This is a genomic window from Crenobacter oryzisoli (assembly GCF_030385785.1).
GTDB lineage: Bacteria > Pseudomonadota > Gammaproteobacteria > Burkholderiales > Chromobacteriaceae > Crenobacter_A > Crenobacter_A oryzisoli.
In genome coordinates this window covers 17,875-36,348 of sequence record NZ_JAUEDK010000043.1, presented here as the reverse complement: position 1 = coordinate 36,348, position 18,474 = coordinate 17,875, and the positions used below count along the sequence as shown (strand labels likewise).

Genomic DNA, 18,474 nt, shown 5'->3' with positions numbered 1-18,474 from the left:
CGGCGCGCGAAATTGGGGCGGTCTTCCGGGTTGGCCCACTGGGTCCACAACAGCATGTGGCCATGCTCGAACGCATAGAAGCCACCGCCCTGCTTGCCCCACTTGCCGGCGTCCATCGCGCGGGTCTTGTCTTCGCGGGCGTTCTGCTCCTTGCGATGACTGGTGGTGGCGGCGTAGTTCCAGTGCACCGCCGACACGTGGTAGCCGTCGGCGCCGTTCTCGGCGGTCAGCTTCCAGTTGCCGTCGAAAGTGTAGGTGGAGGAGCCGCGCAGCACTTCCAGACCATCGGCCGACTGGTCGACGATCATGTCGATGATCTTGGCGGCCTCGCCGAGGAATTCGGTCAGCGGTTTCACATCGGCGTTCAGGCTGCCGAACAGGAAACCACGGTAGTTCTCGAAGCGCGCCACCTTCTTCAGGTCGTGCGAGCCTTCCTTGTTGAAGCAGTCCGGGTAGCCGGCGTCTTCCGGGTCTTTCACCTTCAACAGCTTGCCGCTGTTGTTGAAGGTCCAGCCATGGAACGGGCAGGTGTAGGTCGCCTTGTTGCCGCGCTTGTGGCGGCACAGCGTCGCACCGCGATGGGTACAGGCGTTGATGAAGGCGTTCAGTTCCCCCTGGCGGTTGCGCGCGATGACGATCGGCTGCCGGCCCATGGTGGTGGTGTAATAATCGTTGACGTTGGGAATCTGGCTTTCGTGTGCGAGATAGATCCAGTTGCCCTCGAAGATGTGTTTCATCTCCAGTTCGAACAGCGTCTCATCGGTGAAGACGCTGCGGTGCACACGGTAGTCGCCGGTCTCGGGATTCTCGATCAGGTAGTCGTCCAGCGTCTTGAGCTTCGCGCCGGTATCGGGGTAAATGGGGATCATGACCGTTCTCCTCTCAGGTCCAAAAAGGACTGCCCGTGAGAGCAGCCCTGCTTCGCGCTATGCCTTAGGCGCTGGCGCGCTTGCGCTCGACGATGGTGGTCGGCGCTGCGTCGGTCTCGGCGTTCAGGCTGAAGTCGAAGTCGATCGAGGCGAATGGCTTCTGCAGACCCTTCTTGTCGATCTCGGCCGCATCGCTGATGCGGTTCACGGTCGGGACCAGGCCTTCACGGCTGGCGAAGGCGAAGTCGTCCCACAGGTACTCGTCACCGTCGATGTTGATCTGGGTGGTGAGCTTGCGGTGACCCGGGGCCGTCACGAAGAAGTGGATGTGGGCCGGACGGCGGCCGTGGCGGCCGAGCAGGTTCAGCAGGCGTTGGGTGGTGCCTTCCGGCGGACAGCCATAGCCCATCGGCATGATGCTGCGGAACTGGTAGCGGCCGTTGGCGTCGGTGATGATGGTACGGCGCAGGTTGAAGTGCGACTGGCTCTTGTCGAAGAACGAGTAGTTGCCCATCAGGTTGGCGTGCCAGGCTTCGACCTGGGCGCCCTGCAGCGGCTTGCCGTTGGCATCGTAGACGGTGCCCTGCATGAACAGCACTTCACCCTGGTCGGCCTCGGTACCATCGTCCATACGGGCAAAGCCTTCCGACTTCGGCGCACCGGCCACGTAGAGCGGGCCTTCGATGGTACGCGGGGTACCGCCGGTGATACCGGCCTTGGCTTCGGCCTCGTCCATGCGGATGTCGACAAAGCGTTCCAGACCCAGGCCGGCGGCCAACAGACCCAGTTCGTGGGTCGCGCCGGCTTCGGCGAAATACTCCAGCCCCTTCCAGACTTCGCTCGGGCTCAGGTCCAGGTCTTCGATCGCCTTGAACAGGTCGCTGGTCAGACGAACCACGATCTGCTGAATACGGGAGTTGACCTCACCGCTGGCGGTGTCAACGATGAAGTTTTTTACCAGGGCGTCAATTTCATTGTGTGTCATGACTGTTTCTCCTCTGTTGTATTTATCAACAAGACTGATTGTGGTGGGCGGTTGACTGATTAATGACGGGGGTGTCGCGATGAATACAATGCTCGCGGCTTATTTGTCGTCATCCCGAATAGACGAAGGATGGCGGCACAGCGGCATCACCTGAATCGTCATGTAGGGAAATAACGGCAGGGTGGAAATCATGGTGTGCAGCTCGTCCACGCTATCCACATCAAAAAGGCTGATGTTGGAATACTGGCCAGCGATGCGCCACAAATGGCGCCATTTACCGCTGGCCTGCAACGCTTGCGCCTTGTCGCGCTCGACACGCTTGAGTTCGGCCGCTTCGGCTTCCGGCATGGACGGCGGTAAATTCACATCCATTCGCACGTGAAATAGCATGGTGGTATTCCTTGAAAGTGATTCGGTTTAAGGAATGCTCGGCCTTAACGGCGGCGCAGCAGGGCCAATTTGTCGCGGTCGATGTCGATGCCGAGGCCGGGCTTGTTCGGCACTTGCAGCATGAAGTCCTGGTAAACCAGCGGCTCGACCAGCAGTTCCTCGGTCAGCAGCAAGGGGCCGAACAATTCGGTGCCGAAGGCGAGACTGGAGAAGGTCGAGAACAGATGGGCCGAGGCGGCGGTGCCGACGGCGCCTTCCAGCATCGTGCCGCCGTACAGCTCGATCCCCGCCAGCTGGGCGATGGCGCCGACTTGCTGGGCCGGCACCAGACCGCCGGACTGGGCGATCTTGACCGCGAACACGTCGGCGCCGGCGTGGGTCGCCAGCTCCAGGGCGTCCAGCGGGCCATGCAGCGCTTCGTCGGCCATCATTGGCACGGCGAAACGGGCCGCCAGTCGTGCCAGGCCGGTCTTGTTCTCGGCGCGGATCGGCTGCTCGATCAGGTCGATGCCGCCGGCCTCCAGCGCAGCGATGCCGTTGACGGCCTCCAGCTCGCTCCAGGCCTGGTTGACATCGACGCGCACGCTGACCGCATCGCCGAGCGCTTTCTTGATTGCCAGTACATGGGCGACGTCGTCGGCGACCGGGCGCAGGCCGATCTTCAGCTTGAAGATGCGGTGGCGGCGCAGTTCGAGCATGGTTTCCGCTTCGGCAATATCTTTCTGGGTATCGCCGCTGGCGAGCGTCCAGGCGACCGGCAATTCATCGCGCAAACGCCCCCCCAGTAACTCGCTCAGCGGAATATTCAGCCGGCGAGCTTGGGCATCCAGCAGCGCCGTTTCAATGGCACATTTGGCAAAGCGGTTGCCCTGAATGGTTTTACGGAGTTTCGCCATGACAGCCGCCACATTGCGCGCATCCATGCCGATCATTAATGGGGCAATGTGCGTATCAATGTTGACTTTGACGCTCTCCGGGCTTTCGTCCCCATAATTCAGACCGCCAATGGTGGTGGCCTCACCCCAGCCTTCGACACCGTCGTCACATTGAATGCGCACCAACACCAAGGTTTGCGTGCTCATCGTGGCGACGGACAGCTTGTGAGGGCGAATCGTCGGGACATCGACGAGTATGGTTTCGATTGAGCGGATCATGTCTTTAAAGTATAAAGTTGGAACTGAACAAGGCTTGAGCTAACGATACAAACCGGTGTTATCGCCGTCCAACACTGATTTAGTATTTTTTTGATACTTTGGAGGTATTGAGATGGAGTTGCGGCACTTGCGTTACTTTGTGGCGGTCGCGGAGGAAGCATACGGGACGTATATGCGCGCATGTTCCGTACCCTGAGCCAGCCGCGTTTCGTGATTGGCGAGGTAGTGCAGCAGGACGCCCGCGCATTCGTGAGCAGGGATTTCTGCTTTGCGCTGCATGGCCGCCAGCTGCAGATTCATGGCGGCACACTGTTCTGGCTGGATGCCGCCGGACTGATCTGCGAACACCGCGACTACTGGGACGCCGCCGAAGGCGTATATGAACAACTGCCGGTACTGGGCTGGCTGCTGCGTCGCCTCAAGCAGCACATGGCATAATGCCCGCCTTTGGCCAAACTCACCCCCGACCTGCCATGTCTGCCGCCACCACCCCCACAGCTTCCGGACTCCCCATCGCTACGGTAGAGCGCGAGACAGGCATACCCAAGGACCTGCTGCGCATGTGGGAGCGACGCTATGGCTTTCCGCAGCCGGCGCGCGATGAAGCCGGCGACCGGCTGTACTCACCGGGCGAGGTCGCGAAGCTCAGGTTGATCAGCCGGCTGCTTGATCTAGGCTTTCGCCCCGGCAAGCTGGTGCGACTGGAGATGGCGGCTTTGCAGGCACTAACCGAAAACCACACGCCACGACTGGAGGTGCCTACCAATTGCAGCCAGCTGGTGGCAGTGCTGCAAGGGCATGTTGCCGCCGCGGCACGAGAGTATCTGCGTCACCAGCTGCGGGAGCTGGGTCTGCGCCGCTTCGTGCTGGAATTTTTACCCGCCGCCAACCAGCTAGTAGGCGATGCCTGGTTACGTGGTGAACTCCAGGTGTACGAGGAGCACCTGTATTCGGAAGAAGTCACTCGGGTGATCCGTGAATCCCTTTCAAGCGTCCCAGCAGGTCGACAAACTCCGCGAGTGATGCTGACTACCTGTCCGGGCGAACAGCATGTGCTGGGGCTGTTGATGGTAGAAACACTACTGCGGCTGCAGGGCTGTGATGCCATCGCCTTTGGTGCGCAGATGCCGCTGGGCGATATCGTGCAGGCGGCGGGCAAGCACGCAGTGGATGTGGTGGCGCTGTCGTTTTCGCCATCCTACCAGGGCGATGTCGCCGCCGATCTGGCGCAGCTGGTGGCACAGTTGCCGGCGCAGACGCAGCTATGGGTGGGCGGCGGCGGTTGTCGCCAGCTGCATGGCATGCAGCCACGGGTTTGCCATGTACGCGAGTTGGCCGATCTGGACGCGCTGGTTGCCGGCTGGTTGGCCGCGAACAGCTAGTGCCTCAGTGCCAGCCCTGGCGCCATAGCTTGGCATCGGTGAGCGTCTGCCAGGCAATTACCTGGCTGCGCCGGCTGTAGACCGCCTCCAGCTCTACCTCCGTTAACGGCTGTGCCGGATCCTCTGGCTGCAGCAGCCGAGTCACGATGAAATGCTTTTCCTTGTTGCGCGGCTGCACTGCCGTCCACTTGCTGAGCAGCAGCTTGCGCGGGTTCCGGCGTAAGGGCATGTTGCGTTCTCCGTTCAAGGTTGGCCGCGACTGTGGCTGACCCAGATCAGCTGGTTGGTGTCGAAGCCCAGGCTGCGCGCCTGCTGTAGCAGGGCGTTGCGTACCTCGACCGGCAGTTGCCGTTCCCGCGCCAGAATCCACAGATAGTTGCGGTCATTGCCGGCAACCAGCGCCCAACGGTAGTCCGGGTCCAGTGCCACCACGTGGTAACCACCATAGCACGGGCCGAAGAATGAGACTTTCAGCGATGCGGTTTGCGGGTCGAAATTGAACAGCGCCCGGCCCTGTGCCTGTTTCCAGCGCCCGCTACCCACATCGTAGCCGCGGTTCAGCACCCGGATGCTCCCGTCGCTGTTCTGGCTGTAGCCGGCGCTGACATCAGTCAGGCCGCGTTCAAAGCTGTGATCGAGGCGGGCAATCTCGTACCAGTTGCCGTTGTAGCGCGTCAGCGAAAAATTGCCTACTGGGTGGATACCAGCCGGCGGCAGGGTGGAGCAGCCAGCGGTAAACAGGCTGGCGGCCAACAGTAGGGTGGTGAATAGGCGGGAAATGTGCATATAGAACCTTGCTTGTTGTCGTCTCACAGGCTGTCCAGATGCTGGCGCAGCTGCGCCGCCGTGCTGGTGATGGCCTGCTTTTCCGCATCGGCCATGGTGTCCAGCTGCCGGTACACCAGTGCCAGCCTGGGGTTGGCCGCAAGGCGATGCTGCTGGCGCAGGAAGAAATCCCAGTACAGGGCATTGAACGGGCAGGCCTGCTCACCAGGCCGCTGTTCGCGGCGATAGCGGCAGCTACCGCAATAGTCGCCCATGCGGTGCAGGTAGGCGCTGCCGGAGACATAAGGCTTGCTGGCCAGCAGGCCACCGTCGGCATACTGGCTCATGCCCAAGGTGTTTGGCAGCTCCACCCATTCGAAGGCATCGATATACACCCCAGGTACCACTGGTACAGGGCTTGCGGTGACAGCCCGGCCAGCAAGACGAAGTTGCCGATTACCATCAGGCGCTGGATATGGTGCGCATAGGCATCGCACAATGACTGGCCAATGGCCAGCGCCAGGCAGCGCATGCCGGTCTGGCCATGCCAGAACCAGGCGGGCAGGGGGAGTTGATGGTCGAAGCTGTTGCTGTGTACGTAGGCCGGCATGCGCGCCCAGTACACGCCGCGCACGTATTCGCGCCAGCCTAAAGCCTTCCACCGCCGGCAGCGGCGCCTGTCCGTTGTGCCAGGCCTGTTCGGCGGCGCTGACCACCTCGCGAGGTGACAGCATCGTGGCGGGCAGTGTAGAAGTGTTCGCGGTTCACCGCGTGGCAGGGAATCTGCTGCCGCGCCGCCCACTGCTGCAATTGCTGATCCAGCCGCCATTCATCTGGCTGCTGCCAGCGGAACGCCTGCGGCTGGTAGTGCTGTAGCAGGGCATCCAGGTTGTCTTTCAGCGAGCAACGGTTGCTGAGGGGCAATGGCGACATAGCGCACTCGATGCCTGGCCACTTTCAGCTGGCGGGCAAAGTCGCGCATGGCGGCCAGCACCGCCAGCAGTTTCTGCGCGTGGTGCAGCGCGTAACCGGTTTCCTGTCGCAGCTCCAGCAGCAGGTACACCACATCGCTGCGTGGCAGGGCAAACCAGCTGTGCAGCGGGGTTGAGTTGGTTGCCCAGTGTTAGTCGCAGTTCGACCATGGCTCAGTGCTGCCGCCGGCATTGCTCGGATGCAATACTTCACCTGCTCCCAGCATTGCGCCCATTTACGGCTCCAGCTCATGGGGAGGCCGCAGCCGGCACACGGCTTGCTGGGCAGCCGTTGCTTGTTGCCCTTGAATCCGCTGCGCATGGCTGATCCTATTGCGAGCACTGTAGCGCCTGATGCCCAACGGTTCTCGCCTGATGCCGCATACGGCGATGCCAGCGGCCGCGTAGACAGAACAAGCGTTGCAATGAAAAAGCTGCCGCATGGCGTGATGACTCATTGTTTCATCTGCGTGAGCTTATTGACCGCGCCCACCACCGATTCGGCGCCATCTCGAATCTGGCCGATGGTGTCGCCGGCAGCCTGTACCATGCTCACGCTGTGCTGCGCCTGTTGCAGCAGTTCCTGCACATTGCGCACTGCCTGGGCAGTCTGTTGCTGGATGTCGTTCACCATGCGGGTGATTTCGGAGGTGGAGCTGGCGGTGCGTTCGGCCAGCTTGCGCACCTCGTCGGCAACTACTGCAAAACCACGGCCGGTCTCACCGGCGCGTGCCGCTTCGATGGCCGCATTCAGTGCCAGCAAATTCGTCTGGTCGGCAATATCGCGGATAGTCTGCACGATGCTGGTGATTTCCTGTGACCTGGCGCCCAAACCTTGTATGTTCTGGCCTGCGCTTTCCAGATTGCCGGCCATTTCCTGTATCTCGCCTATGCTTTGCTGTACGCCTATTACCCCGGAGTCAGACAGGCTGAGGGTCTGCTGCGAAGAGTGGTATGCCAGCATTGCTGCATCCCGTTCTGCGTTGGCCTGATGTACCTGTGCGGTGATGTCAGAGGCAAACTTGATCACACTCTGCACCTTGCCGGTGCTGTCCAGTACCGGGTTGTAACTTGCCTCCAGCCATAGTGCTTCGCCATTGCGATGGCGGCGCTGTATACGTCCGGCGTGGTACTCGCCGCGTTGCAGGCTGTTCCACAGCTTGCCGTACTCCGCACTTTGCACAAACGCTGGTTCGCACAGCATGCTGTGATGGTGCCCCTTCAGTTCGTCGGCACGATAGCCGGTGACCTGCTGGAAATTGTCGTTTGCAGTGACGATCTTGCCATCGGGGGTGAATTCGATGATGGCCATTGAGCGGTCTATCGCCTGGAGGATCGCGCTATTGCGCTGCGAACTTGCAATCTGGTCGGTCAGATCGAGCCCCACCAGGAAATAACCACGCAGTTTTTGCTGCTCGTCCAGCAGCGGCATGCAGCAGACCTGTAGCCATAGTAGGGCCCCGCTTCGATCCACACCCTGTAACTGCCCTGTAAACGTCGTTCCTTGCTGCAAGGTATTCCAGAGTTGTACATATTGGCTGCCATTGCTTGGCATGTCGGGAAACAGTGTGTTGTACGGTTTGCCGCGGAGCGCCTCAATGCCGTGATAACCGAAGCGTTCCAGCAGTGGCTTGCTGGCGGCAACCACATTCTTTGCGAGGTCGAACTCCACTGAGGTCAAATTGTTATCCATGCACAGCTTGTACGGTTGCATGGCATGCAGTGCCTGCTGAAGCTGCGTGATTTGCTGTTTGAGTGCCCGGTTGAACATATGTCGCCTCTTCATGATGGCTGTACCAAGTTGTAGCCTGCCAGCGACGTGCTGGGCGTCTACCGGCACGAACGCTATACGTTTATTTTAACTAATAGGGTATTTTTGTATAGTACAAACGGCTTTGTTGCGGCTTTGCACAAATCGGGGCTATTTGCATTCAGTAGAATGACGGCATGAGAAAGCCCCTCCCTCCCAAGTACTAGACGACAAACTGGCATGCCTACAATCAGTCCCTAAAGCAGCGAGGGCAGCTCCTCTGGATAGACAAGGGGGCACCTCGAATAACCCGCCTTTCGGCGGAGTGTGACGTACAAACTCAGCTCTTGAGGCAAGGTCAAGGCGCTTTAGCGTACGTTTTTCATTGTTTCTTGCGCCCAGGTGGCCATTTTGTGCCGCCGTAGGCGCCATTTGGGCGTTAGAAGGCCATCACGCCGCTCGTTTTCAGGGTGCACAGACGGCACAGGTTGTAGCAAGCCACCTTCCAGTGCAGATGCAAGGTGGCACGGGCCAGACCGATGCTGCGAAGGACTTTGCCGCCTTGCTGCCCGAGGGCACCGAGACATTGTCCCGGCAGCTTCATACACCACCGTTGCCAGTGACGCATGTGCCGGTAGACTACTGCTGACGGAACAGCAGGTCTCCTTTCTCTCCAACGAGGTGATGAGACAATTAACTATGCGACTTCGTGTCGCACTCGCAGCTTCGCTCCCACTGGGCCGGCTACTGGACGAAGTGTTGCGCCGCTTGCCGCCGGCGGAGTGATGAGGGCGGCTGGATACCTCCGGTCAGAAACCCGGTACACCTAACACTTTTCCCCGCCGCAAGAGCCTGATCAGCAAGCTACTGCGCAGTCGCTGTCACATTGATAGCGTGGGCTTGATGACTAGCCCTGCCGTATCGAACGATGCGCCATCGGCTACAATGGCAACCTTTTTGTAAAGCCCAAATTTACCGCAGAGTGCACCACTCCACTGTCGGCACATTTCGATTGGCCAAACCTGGGGAACCCTCAATAGCACGCGGCGCACACGACAAAGGCATGGTATCTAAATATGCATTTACCCGAGGTTGAAGCTCGACGCTTTATCCAGCAGTACCAAGCCTTCTTACTGTACTGCCTGCCACAGCAATTGAGTACCGAGGAGCAGCAGCGCTACACAGAGAGCCCCTTGATGGCGCTGGCCGATTCACGCCGACGGTTTGATGCAGAACGCCACCGACTGGATGGCTATCTGTCCGACGGCGGCTCTATGGACGATGACATCCAAGAAGCCATTGCCAATATGCAGATAGGTCGCTGGGTATACCTTAAAGACACCGCCCACTACTCCGTGTTGCTGTGCGAAGACGGCTTAGTGGGTTACGGCGTATTAGGGCTCACCGAACGGCTACGCAACGTCGCCGGAGGCAGCGGTCAACTCATAGAAGCAGGCGTCCTGTATCTACAGGGACGCTATGTCTGTGACAATCTGGTCTGTCCTTTGGCTTGGCTAGGCGCGGGGATACGGCGCGACATGCTAAAGGACTTACAAGACCTGAAAAAAGAAAACAAGTTTTATCGCTGAGCCGCACGTCACCGCATGGGTATTGTTGACTGGAGAAGAATCGCCGGTAGTGGAAGAACTGTGAGCTGCTGCTTAATACCAGCCTGCCGTTCATCCACCTGCCCTTGCTCGCCTTGCTCTTCAAAAGACTTTGAACAGGCTCAAAGTACGTTTGGGGTCTGGGAAAATTCACCCTTCAACTGATTTGTGCAACAGCGCCACGGCGCACGGTACACTGAAGCCATGACATACAGGAGCGGCACATGAGCCCCGAACTGGAAGCGAAACTACAAGCGGTGGATACGGAGAAGGCTAAGCTGGATGCAGTTCGCCCTTTGCCACCCCATACCGTCGCCTCGCTTCAAGAGAAACTGACCCTGGAGTGGACCTACCATTCGAACGCAATCGAAGGCAATACGCTGACCCTACGTGAGACCAAGGTGGTGCTCGAAGGCATTACCGTCGGCGGCAAGTCACTGCGTGAGCACTTTGAAGCGACCAACCATCGCGATGCGATCCTCTATGTTGAGGAGGTCGTAGCCAAGCAGGAGCCGCTCAGTGAGTGGCAGATCAAGAACATTCACAGCCTGGTCCTGAAGGGGATCGACAATGAAGAGGCGGGCCGCTACCGCCTTGAAAACGTGGTCATCGCGGGCGCGAGTACGACCCCACCGGACTTCCTGCACCTGGATGAGGAAATGCAGCACCTGATGACCTGGTACGAGTCGGCCGGGCAGATGCACCCTATCAAGCGTGCCGCCGAACTGCACACGCGCTTCGTAGCGATTCACCCGTTCGTAGATGGCAATGGGCGCACTGGGCGCTTGCTATTGAACTTTGAACTGATGAAAGCCGGCTATCCTCCGGCCGTGATCCGCAAGGAAGACCGCCTGGCGTATTACGACGCCTTGGACGATGCTTGCGTGGCAGGTGTCTACGACAGCATCACTAGGCTAGTGGCTGAGGCAGTCCAACGATCGCTGGAGACCTACCTGGCCTTGCTCCAGCCGGCCCCTAAAGCCGGGCCGAGAAGCAAGTCCTCATCTGACCCGAGTTTCGGAATGTAATAACAGAAACCCGGCAAGCACTGGTGGTGTGTAGCGTATCCCGCCCATTACAGACGAGCCTTCGCTTTTTCCGTTCGCCAGCCAGCCTTCCAGTCGGCAAAACCACTGGTGCTGACCCACAGCACACGGCACAAGGATTGCAGGGGATAGTGAGTGCGCATTCCATCGAGCCAGGCGTACTTCACTGCGACTTCTTGGCGAAGTGCGCCGTGGCTTTTTCCAGGATCTCGAGCTCCATCTTGATGGCGGGCATTCTCGGCCCGCAGGCGGGAGAGTTCCATCTGCTCTGGCGTGACCGGTTTACCAGAACCGGAGGCCAGCTTGCCGGCCTTGTGTGCTTTGCGCCAGTTGCTGAGCGTTTGTTCGGAGATGCCCAGGTCACGAGCGACCTGGGCTGGAGACTTGCCCTCGGCCTCGATCTGCCGGATGGCTTCTTGCTTGAATTCTGGGGTGTAGCTTTGTCGTGGAATCTTGTACATCGGAACCTCTGCATGTCAGTTTATCTGACTACGCTTGGTATCCGAAATCCACGCCCAAGCTCATGGATGCGACGCAATGCTGCCTCGGTAACCGTTCGTGTTTAAGGAGTACGGCTTCATCGAGGCGAAGGGGGATGGCCGAGCCGGATATCCGCTTCCAGTCCAGCCGGAGCAATATAGCGTCTGGATGAGGCCCGCCTTGTATTATGACCCCGTCGACACGCAAACGCCGGGGGTTGGCGTAAGCGACGACGTGGCTGGGATCGGACCCTGGGAGGTTTACGATGGCTGCAACGAGTGGAACTCGGCCGAACAACGGCGAACAGAAGCCGATCGCGCTAGCCTTGCAGGGCGGCGGGATGCACGGAGCGTTCACCTGGGGCGTGCTCGACCGACTGCTCGAGGACGGGCGGCTTGTACTAGAAGGCGTCAGCGCGACCAGCGCAGGTGCGATGAACGCTGCAGTGCTGGCCTACGGGCTGCTACAGGGTGGTTCCGAGGGCGCGCGTCAGGCGCTGCACGACTTCTGGCACGCTATCGCGCAATCGGCGCAGCGGCATAACCCCTTCCGCTTGTTGCCATGGCTGAAAGGGTCCCACAGCTTCGGGCTGGAACACTCGCCCTTGTACCTGCTGATGGACATCACACTGCGCGTCCTCTCGCCGTACCAATTCAATCCATTCAACGCGAACCCGCTACGCGAGTTGCTGGAGCAACATGTCGATTTCACCGCGTTGCGCGGGCATTGCCCGATCCGCCTCTATCTCTGTGCGACCAATGTCGAGACCGGCAAGATCCGCCTCTTTTCCGGCGATGACATATGCGTGAAAGCGGTGCTCGCTTCGGCCTGCATTCCAACCCTGTTTCAGGCGGTGGAGATCAATGGCGAATATTACTGGGACGGCGGCTACGTTGGTAACCCGGCGATATTCCCGCTGATCTACCACTGCAGCACGCGCGATGTAGTGGTTGTGCATATCAATCCGATCGTCCGCCCCGGCGTGCCGACCACTGCGGCCGAAATTCTCAACCGCATCAATGAAGTGAGCTTCAATTCGTCGCTGATGCGTGAGATGCGCGCGATCGCCTTCGTTTCCTCGCTGATCCAACAAGGCAAGGTCGGTCGCGGCGAAATGAAGGAAATGCTGATCCACTCAATCCGGTCCGACCAGACGATGGCCGCACTCAGCGTGTCGAGCAAGTACAACGCCGACTGGGACTTCCTCTGCTTTCTGCGGGACAAGGGACGGACCGAAGCCGAGGCGTGGCTCAAGGAAAACTATCAAAACATCGGGCAGCGCTCGAGCATCGACATCGGCAAAGAGTTCCTTTGATAAGGCGCTCGCCCTCTTCTCGCCCCCCTCGAAATAGCCACGATATGGCGAGAACCGTCTGAACAGGCTTATCGCACAAGCCCCCGACAGACTATGGTTACGGGGCGGCCATGCCCAAAACGGTGCCAGCCGACAGGCTTTATCGCGTTTGCTATTGTCGGCATTCGGCCGTAACGGACGATGTGCAGAAAAATCGGGGTCGCGCGGCCCGGGCGGCTAGCCCGGCGAGCTGCCAGCCCCGATTAAACGGTTGCACCTTGAAAACCGCCGGAGGCGGGGGTAAGCCCTATGCGTTGTGCAAGCTGCGGATTCGAGAATCCGACCGGCGCCAAGTTCTGCGAGGAATGCGGCGCCAAGGTGGTGCGCGCCTGCCCTGCCTGCGGGCACGAGGCGAGCGCGAGCGCCAAGTTCTGCAGCGAATGCGGCGCGCCGTTGAACGGGCCGCCCCCGAGCGCGGCGCTTGCGACCACGGCGCCCATCGACTACACGCCCCCCTACCTGGCAGAACGCATCCGGGCGGCACAGGCGGCCATGGAAGCCCGCGGCGTGGCAGACGGCGAGCGCAAGACTGTTACCGCGCTGTTCGCCGACATGGCCGGTTCGACCGCGCTGATCCACGACCTCGATCCCGAAGATGCCCGCCGGCTGATCGACCCGGTGCTGGCGCTGATGATGGAGGCCGTGCATCACTACGAAGGCTATGTGGCCAAGTCGATGGGCGATGGCATCCTGGCGCTGTTCGGCGCGCCGATCGCCAACGAGGATCACCCGCAGCGGGCCTTGCTGGCGGCGCTGCGCATGCAGGAAGCCATGCACCGGTACGCCGACGGCGTGCGTCTCGCTCAGGGAATCGCGTTGCAGATCCGCGTCGGCATCAACTCCGGCGAAGTGGTCGTGCGTACGATCCGCATCCATGATTTGCACACCGACTACGATCCGGTGGGCAACTCGATCCACATTGCTTCGCGCATGGAGGGCATCGCCGTGCCCGGCTCGATCGTCGCGAGCGAACACACGCGCCACCTGACCGAAGGCTATTTTGCGTTCAAGGCGCTCGGCGCGACGCCGATCAAGGGGCTGCCCGAGCCGCTCGCGGTCTTTGAAGTGCTCGGTCTCGGTCCGCTGCGGACCCGGCTGCAGGTGTCGGCCAGCCGCGGGCTGGCGCGCTTTGTCGGTCGTTCGCGCGAGCTCGGGCAGCTACGCGCAGCTCGGGCGGGGGCGCAAGCCGGCCATGGCCAGATCGTTGGTATGGTTGGCGACCCTGGGGTGGGCAAGTCTCGGCTATACCACGAGTTCAAGCTGCTCGCGCCGCGCGATTGCCTGGTACTGGAAACCTTCTCGGTGTCGCACGGCAAAGCCTATCCGTATCTGCCGCTGATCGAGCTGCTGCGGAACTACTGCCAGCTCACGGCGCAGGACGACGAGCGTCGCCGGCGCGAGCGGATCACCGGCAAGGTGCTGACCCTGGACCGCGCACTGGAAGACACGCTGCCCTATCTGTTCCACCTGCTCGGGGCAGCCGAGCCGAACTCGGCGCTGGCGATGATGGACCCGCAGATCCGCCGGCAGCGGACTTTCGAGGCGATCAAGCGGCTGTTGGTGCGCGAGAGCCTGACCCAGCCACTGGAACTGATCGTCGAGGATTTGCAGTGGCTCGACAGCGAAACCGAGGCCTTCCTTGGCTTTCTCGGCGAGAGCGTGGGCAACGCCCGTATCCTGCTACTGGTCAATTACCGGCCCGAGTACCGGCATGACTGGGGCCGCAAGAGCTACTACACCCAGTTGCGGCTGGATCCTCTGGGCGAAGCGGAAGCCCGGGAGCTCCTGCACGCGCTGCTGGGCGATGCCCCCGGCCTGGCCCCGCTCGAGCGCCTGATCCTGGAGCTTACGGAAGGCAACCCCTTCTTCATCGAGGAAGTGGTGCAGGCGCTGGCTGAGGGGCACGTGCTGCAGGGCGAGCGCGGTCATTACCGTCTCGAGCAGCTCCCAGGCAGGCTCCAGATCCCGGCCACCGTGCAGGGGGTGCTCGCCTCCCGCATCGACCGACTGCAGCCGGCCGAGAAGGCGCTGCTGCAAACCCTGGCGGTGATTGGCAAGGTATTTACCTGGAGCCTGCTCGCGCGCGTGGTCGATCAGTCCGAAGACACCATGAAGAGCCTGCTGACGCGGCTGCAAGCCGGTGAATTCATCTATGAGCAGCCGGCGTTTCCGGAGGTCGAGTACAGCTTCAAGCATGCGCTGACCCAGGAGGTAGCCTACGGCTCGCTGTTAAGCGATCAGCGCCGTGCACTACATGAGCGGACGGGCCAGGCCATCGAGGCTTTGTTCGGCGCCCGGCTCGAGGAGCACAGCAGCGAGTTGGCGCATCATTTCAGCCGCAGCGGCAACGCGCCGAAGGCGGTGGAATACCTGCACTGCGCCGGGCGCCAGGCGCTGCAGCGCTCGGCCGATGCCGAAGCGGTCGCCCACCTGACCACGGCGCTGGCCCTGCTCGCAACGCTGCCCGATGCTCCCGAGCGCACACGACAAGAACTCGAGCTTCTGATCACTCTAGGTCCGGCCTGGATGGCCACCAAGGGGCACGCTGCCCCGGAAGTCGAAGCGACCTATACGCGGGCACTGACGCTGTGCCGACAGCTCGGCGAAACGATCCAGCTCTTCCCCGCGCTGTTGGGGCTGCGCACATTTTATCTAGTCCGTGGGGAACTGCTGACCTCACGCGAACTGGGGGAGCAACTCCTTACGCTGGCCCGGAAGGCACAAGACCCTGCGTTGCTCGCACAAGCCCATCGAGCGCTGGGGACCAGCTTACTCGGTCTCGGCGAGTTGGACCCTGCCCGCGCGCAGTTGGAGCAGGCCCTGGCCCTCTATGACCCCTCGGCTGCCTTCTTCTATGGACTGGAGCCCGGCGTGCTGGGGCTGGCCTACTTCGCCTTGGACCTGTGGCTGCTCGGCTATCCGGATCAGGCCCTGGCGCGCAGCCAGGAGATGCTCGCTCTGGCTCAGATCCGGTCCCAACCTCCTGACTCGGCCAATGCCTTGATCTTCGCCGCCGAGCTTCATCTGCACCGGCGCGAGGCACAGCCGACGCGCGAGCTGACGGAGGCAGCCATCGCCCTCGCGACCGAGCATGGCTTCCCGTACTTTTTGGCTTACGGAACCATCCTCTCGGGCTGGGTGCTGGCCGAGCAGGGATGCGCCGCAGAGGGAGTCGAAAGGATGCAACAGGGCTTGGCCGCCTATCGGGCCACTGGGGCGGAGCATTGGCAGACGCATTACTTGGCGCTGCTGGCCGAAGCCTACGGAAGAGCAGGACAGACCGAGGCAGGGCTTGAGACGCTGACCGAGGCGCTGGCCGTCGTGGACCAGAAGCAGGAGCGCGTGTACGAGGCGGAGCTGTATCGACTCAAGGGGGAACTGATGCTGCAACAGCCGAGCCGCGAGGGGGAGGAGGCCGGCGGCTGGGATGAAGCCGAAGCCTGCTTCCTGAAGGCGATCGCGATCGCTCGCCGACAGGGAGCCCGCTCGCTGGAGCTGCGCGCGGTGATGGGCCTGAGCCGGCTGTGGCGACAGCAGGGCAAGCCGGGCGACGCCCGCCGTATTTTGGCCGAAACCTATGACTGGTTCACCGAAGGTTTCGACACCGCGGACCTGCAGGAGGCCGGGGCGTTGCTCGCCGCGCTTAGCTGAAGCATGCGCAATGGGCGGATCGGATTGGGCTATGAACCGGTGGTTCTGGATGGCCGAACGCCAACGCTGAAGCAGCGCGCCAGGCTTACGCTGTCTACCGGGCCCCTGAAGCGCGCGCCTCGTTCCTCCGAACGTCCGGCACGCGTTCTCTGAGACAGAGGAATCGGGATGAAGCGGATGGAAACACGCTTTTTGGCGCTGTGGTCGCGCTGCGGCGGCGTGCAGGGCGAAATCGTCTATGCCGACCTGGCGCGACATTACGCCGAGCCGATGCGCCGTTATCATACCCTGGACCACATCCGTCGCTGCCTGAGCGGTCTGGATTGCGCGCGCGCAGCGAGCCACGATCCTGATGCCGTGGAACTGGCATTGTGGTTTCATGATGTGATCTACATTCCCGGTGCGGAAGACAATGAGCGGCTCAGCGCCGAGTGGTTCGAGCGCTGCGCCGAGGGACGCATCGCCGCAGCCGCACGCATCGCCGAAATGATCCTGGCGACGACACATGACGTTGTACCGGCCGATCTCGATGCCCGCTTTACCGCCGACATCGACCTGGTGAATCTAGGGGATGACCGCGCCCGCTTTCGCCGCGATGAAGCGCTCCTGCGAGCCGAGCGTCCCGACCAGGGCGATGTCGCTTACGACGCCAGAGAACGGGCCTTCCTGGGCGCCCTGCTGGCTCGCCCCGCTATCTACCATACGGATTTCTTCCATACCCGCTGCGAAGCCCGCGCCCGCGCCAATCTGGCGTGGCGGCTCGCCCAGCCAGCATTGCGCTGACTTGCCCCATGAGCCACGGTCCCCCATCGCATCAGCGCGCAGCGCCCGGCGCACTGGCCAGGCGGTGCGCGTCGGCTAGACTGCACACAGAGGAGGCCCACCATGCAAGCGAAGCCATCGCCCGCGATTCGCCGCATCAATATAGCGCTGCAGGGGGGCGGCTCCCACGGGGCCTTCAGTTGGGGGGTGCTCGACCGCCTGCTCGAAGACGGCCGGATCGAGGTAGACGGCATCTGCGGCACCAGCGCCGGCGCGATCAATGCCACGGTGCTCGCCTACGGTCTTGCCAGCGGCGGGGGCGAAGGAGCGCGCCGCGCGCTTGAAACGCTCTGGCGCCAGATATCCGATGCGGCGCGGCTAAGCCCGCTGCAACCCTCCTGGCTGGACCGGATGATGGGCTGTGGCAATATGGACCTGTCGCCGGCCTGGCTAATGTTCGACCATCTCACCCGCTTCTTCTCGCCCTACCAGCTGAACCCGTGCAACCTGAACCCGCTGCGCGATGTGCTGCTCGCAGTGGTCGATTTCGAAGTGCTGCAGAACTGCCGGAGCGTCAAGCTGTTCCTGTGCGCCACCAATGTGCTGAGCGGGCGCATCCGCGTGTTCACCACCAGCGAGATCTGCGTGCAGGCGGTACTGGCCTCGAGTTGCCTGCCGTTCTTGTTCCAAGCGGTAGAAATCGACAACGAGTATTACTGGGACGGCGGCTACATGGGCAATCCGCCGATCTACCCGCTGATCTATGACACCGACAGCAGCGATGTGCTGATCATCCGTATCAACCCGATCCGCATCCCCGAGGTGCCGACCACGGCGCGCCAGATCCTCGACCGCATCAACACGCTGAGCTTCAACTCGTCATTAATGCGCGAGATGCGCGCGGTCGATTTCATCACCCGACTGATCGACAAAGGCGCGCTCGATCCGGCTAGCTACCGGCGCATGCTGATCCACAGCATCGATGCCGAAGCTGAGATGGCCCAGCTGGGGGTATCAAGCAAGTTCAACGCCGACTGGGGCTTCCTGCGCGAAGTCTTCGCACTGGGACGCGAGCGCGCCGATGCCTGGTTGACCGCAAACTTCGACGCGCTGGGGCAACGCTCGTCGATAGACATCGCCGACACCTTCCTGTGAGCGAGAACGAGGACGCCATGCCGAATGCCGCCACAACCGAGCGATCTGCCAGAGCTGCCCCCGCCTCCCAGGAGGTCCCGGGGGTGATCAGGTTTCTGATCCGGTCGTAGTCCTCTATCAGCCAGCTCCAGGCCGGTACTTTGACATCCTCCC

The 18,474-nt window shown here is 61.4% G+C and carries 18 protein-coding genes and 3 pseudogenes; 9 read left to right on the top strand and 12 right to left on the bottom strand.

Going from position 1 to position 18,474, the window contains the following annotated elements; all coding sequences use genetic code 11:
- From QU481_RS18420 to QU481_RS18405, 4 genes are all read right to left on the bottom strand, one after another.
- The coding region (locus QU481_RS18420) for a Rieske 2Fe-2S domain-containing protein (RefSeq protein ID WP_289831465.1) at positions 1-869 on the bottom strand (869 nt) is incomplete at its 3' end.
- Positions 870-933: 64 nt separating this feature from the next.
- Positions 934-1,854 carry a catechol 1,2-dioxygenase gene (catA, locus tag QU481_RS18415; protein WP_289831464.1) on the bottom strand — a complete coding sequence of 307 codons (921 nt, stop codon included), beginning with the start codon at positions 1,852-1,854 and terminating at the stop codon, positions 934-936.
- A gap of 99 nt (positions 1,855-1,953) precedes the next feature.
- Complete coding sequence (gene catC / locus QU481_RS18410; protein WP_289831463.1) at positions 1,954-2,244, bottom strand: muconolactone Delta-isomerase; 291 nt, start codon at positions 2,242-2,244, stop codon at positions 1,954-1,956.
- A 44-nt stretch (positions 2,245-2,288) separates the two neighbouring features.
- Positions 2,289-3,398, bottom strand: coding sequence for a muconate/chloromuconate family cycloisomerase (locus tag QU481_RS18405; RefSeq protein ID WP_289831462.1), 1,110 nt, complete (start codon positions 3,396-3,398; stop codon positions 2,289-2,291).
- 180 nt (positions 3,399-3,578) lie between these two features.
- Between QU481_RS18405 and QU481_RS18400 the strand changes: the two genes are divergently transcribed.
- Entirely contained in the window at positions 3,579-3,836 is a 258-nt protein-coding gene (locus tag QU481_RS18400) for a hypothetical protein (protein ID WP_289831461.1), read from the top strand.
- 35 nt (positions 3,837-3,871) lie between these two features.
- Positions 3,872-4,780 (top strand): MerR family transcriptional regulator, encoded by a 909-nt coding sequence (locus QU481_RS18395; protein ID WP_289831460.1) that lies wholly within the window; start codon positions 3,872-3,874, stop codon positions 4,778-4,780.
- Positions 4,781-4,784: 4 nt separating this feature from the next.
- Here the strand turns inward: QU481_RS18395 and QU481_RS18390 are convergent, their stop codons facing one another.
- The 7 genes and pseudogenes from QU481_RS18390 to QU481_RS18355 form a co-directional block, all read right to left on the bottom strand.
- Entirely contained in the window at positions 4,785-5,009 is a 225-nt protein-coding gene (locus QU481_RS18390) for a TIGR02450 family Trp-rich protein (RefSeq protein WP_289831459.1), read from the bottom strand.
- Between the two features lie 14 nt (positions 5,010-5,023).
- The gene (locus tag QU481_RS18385) at positions 5,024-5,566 is read right to left on the bottom strand and encodes a lipocalin family protein (protein WP_289831458.1); all 543 of its coding nucleotides are present in this window, start codon (positions 5,564-5,566) and stop codon (positions 5,024-5,026) included.
- Positions 5,567-5,589: 23 nt separating this feature from the next.
- Positions 5,590-5,892 (bottom strand): hypothetical protein, encoded by a 303-nt coding sequence (locus tag QU481_RS18380; RefSeq protein ID WP_289831457.1) that lies wholly within the window; start codon positions 5,890-5,892, stop codon positions 5,590-5,592.
- Positions 5,889-6,179: a hypothetical protein gene (locus QU481_RS18375; protein ID WP_289831456.1), complete on the bottom strand. Its 291-nt coding sequence runs from the start codon at positions 6,177-6,179 to the stop codon at positions 5,889-5,891. Before QU481_RS18375 ends, QU481_RS18380 begins: the two co-directional genes overlap by 4 nt.
- A 14-nt stretch (positions 6,180-6,193) precedes the next feature.
- Positions 6,194-6,608, bottom strand: a pseudogene (locus QU481_RS18370) (cryptochrome/photolyase family protein).
- Complete coding sequence (locus QU481_RS23940) at positions 6,503-6,838, bottom strand: DUF2256 domain-containing protein (RefSeq protein WP_353962195.1); 336 nt, start codon at positions 6,836-6,838, stop codon at positions 6,503-6,505. The pseudogene QU481_RS18370 and the gene QU481_RS23940 overlap by 106 nt, the downstream one beginning before the upstream one ends.
- Before the next feature lie 132 nt (positions 6,839-6,970).
- Positions 6,971-8,287 (bottom strand): methyl-accepting chemotaxis protein, encoded by a 1,317-nt coding sequence (locus QU481_RS18355; RefSeq protein WP_289831454.1) that lies wholly within the window; start codon positions 8,285-8,287, stop codon positions 6,971-6,973.
- Between the two features lie 1,055 nt (positions 8,288-9,342).
- Between QU481_RS18355 and QU481_RS18350 the strand changes: the two genes are divergently transcribed.
- From QU481_RS18350 to QU481_RS18340, 3 genes and pseudogenes are all read left to right on the top strand, one after another.
- Entirely contained in the window at positions 9,343-9,855 is a 513-nt protein-coding gene (locus QU481_RS18350) for a hypothetical protein (protein ID WP_289831453.1), read from the top strand.
- Between the two features lie 29 nt (positions 9,856-9,884).
- Positions 9,885-9,989: pseudogene (locus QU481_RS18345) on the top strand (IS5/IS1182 family transposase); the annotation flags it as partial.
- Between the two features lie 108 nt (positions 9,990-10,097).
- Entirely contained in the window at positions 10,098-10,901 is an 804-nt protein-coding gene (locus QU481_RS18340) for a Fic family protein (RefSeq protein WP_289831452.1), read from the top strand.
- A gap of 187 nt (positions 10,902-11,088) precedes the next feature.
- Here QU481_RS18340 and QU481_RS18335 read toward each other — a convergent pair.
- Positions 11,089-11,380, bottom strand: a pseudogene (locus QU481_RS18335) (transposase); the annotation flags it as partial.
- 284 nt (positions 11,381-11,664) lie between these two features.
- On the opposite strand from QU481_RS18335, the gene QU481_RS18330 reads away from it, so the two are divergent.
- The 4 genes from QU481_RS18330 (at position 11,665) to QU481_RS18315 (ending at position 18,321) form a co-directional block, all read left to right on the top strand.
- The gene (locus tag QU481_RS18330) at positions 11,665-12,714 is read left to right on the top strand and encodes a patatin-like phospholipase family protein (RefSeq protein ID WP_289830977.1); all 1,050 of its coding nucleotides are present in this window, start codon (positions 11,665-11,667) and stop codon (positions 12,712-12,714) included.
- 288 nt (positions 12,715-13,002) lie between these two features.
- Positions 13,003-16,404: an adenylate/guanylate cyclase domain-containing protein gene (locus tag QU481_RS18325; RefSeq protein ID WP_289830976.1), complete on the top strand. Its 3,402-nt coding sequence runs from the start codon at positions 13,003-13,005 to the stop codon at positions 16,402-16,404.
- A 177-nt stretch (positions 16,405-16,581) separates the two neighbouring features.
- Complete coding sequence (locus QU481_RS18320; protein WP_289830975.1) at positions 16,582-17,187, top strand: HD domain-containing protein; 606 nt, start codon at positions 16,582-16,584, stop codon at positions 17,185-17,187.
- A 102-nt stretch (positions 17,188-17,289) separates the two neighbouring features.
- A complete protein-coding gene (locus tag QU481_RS18315; RefSeq protein ID WP_289830974.1) occupies positions 17,290-18,321 on the top strand; it encodes a patatin-like phospholipase family protein in 1,032 nt (343 codons plus the stop codon).
- Positions 18,322-18,474 lie beyond the last annotated feature (153 nt).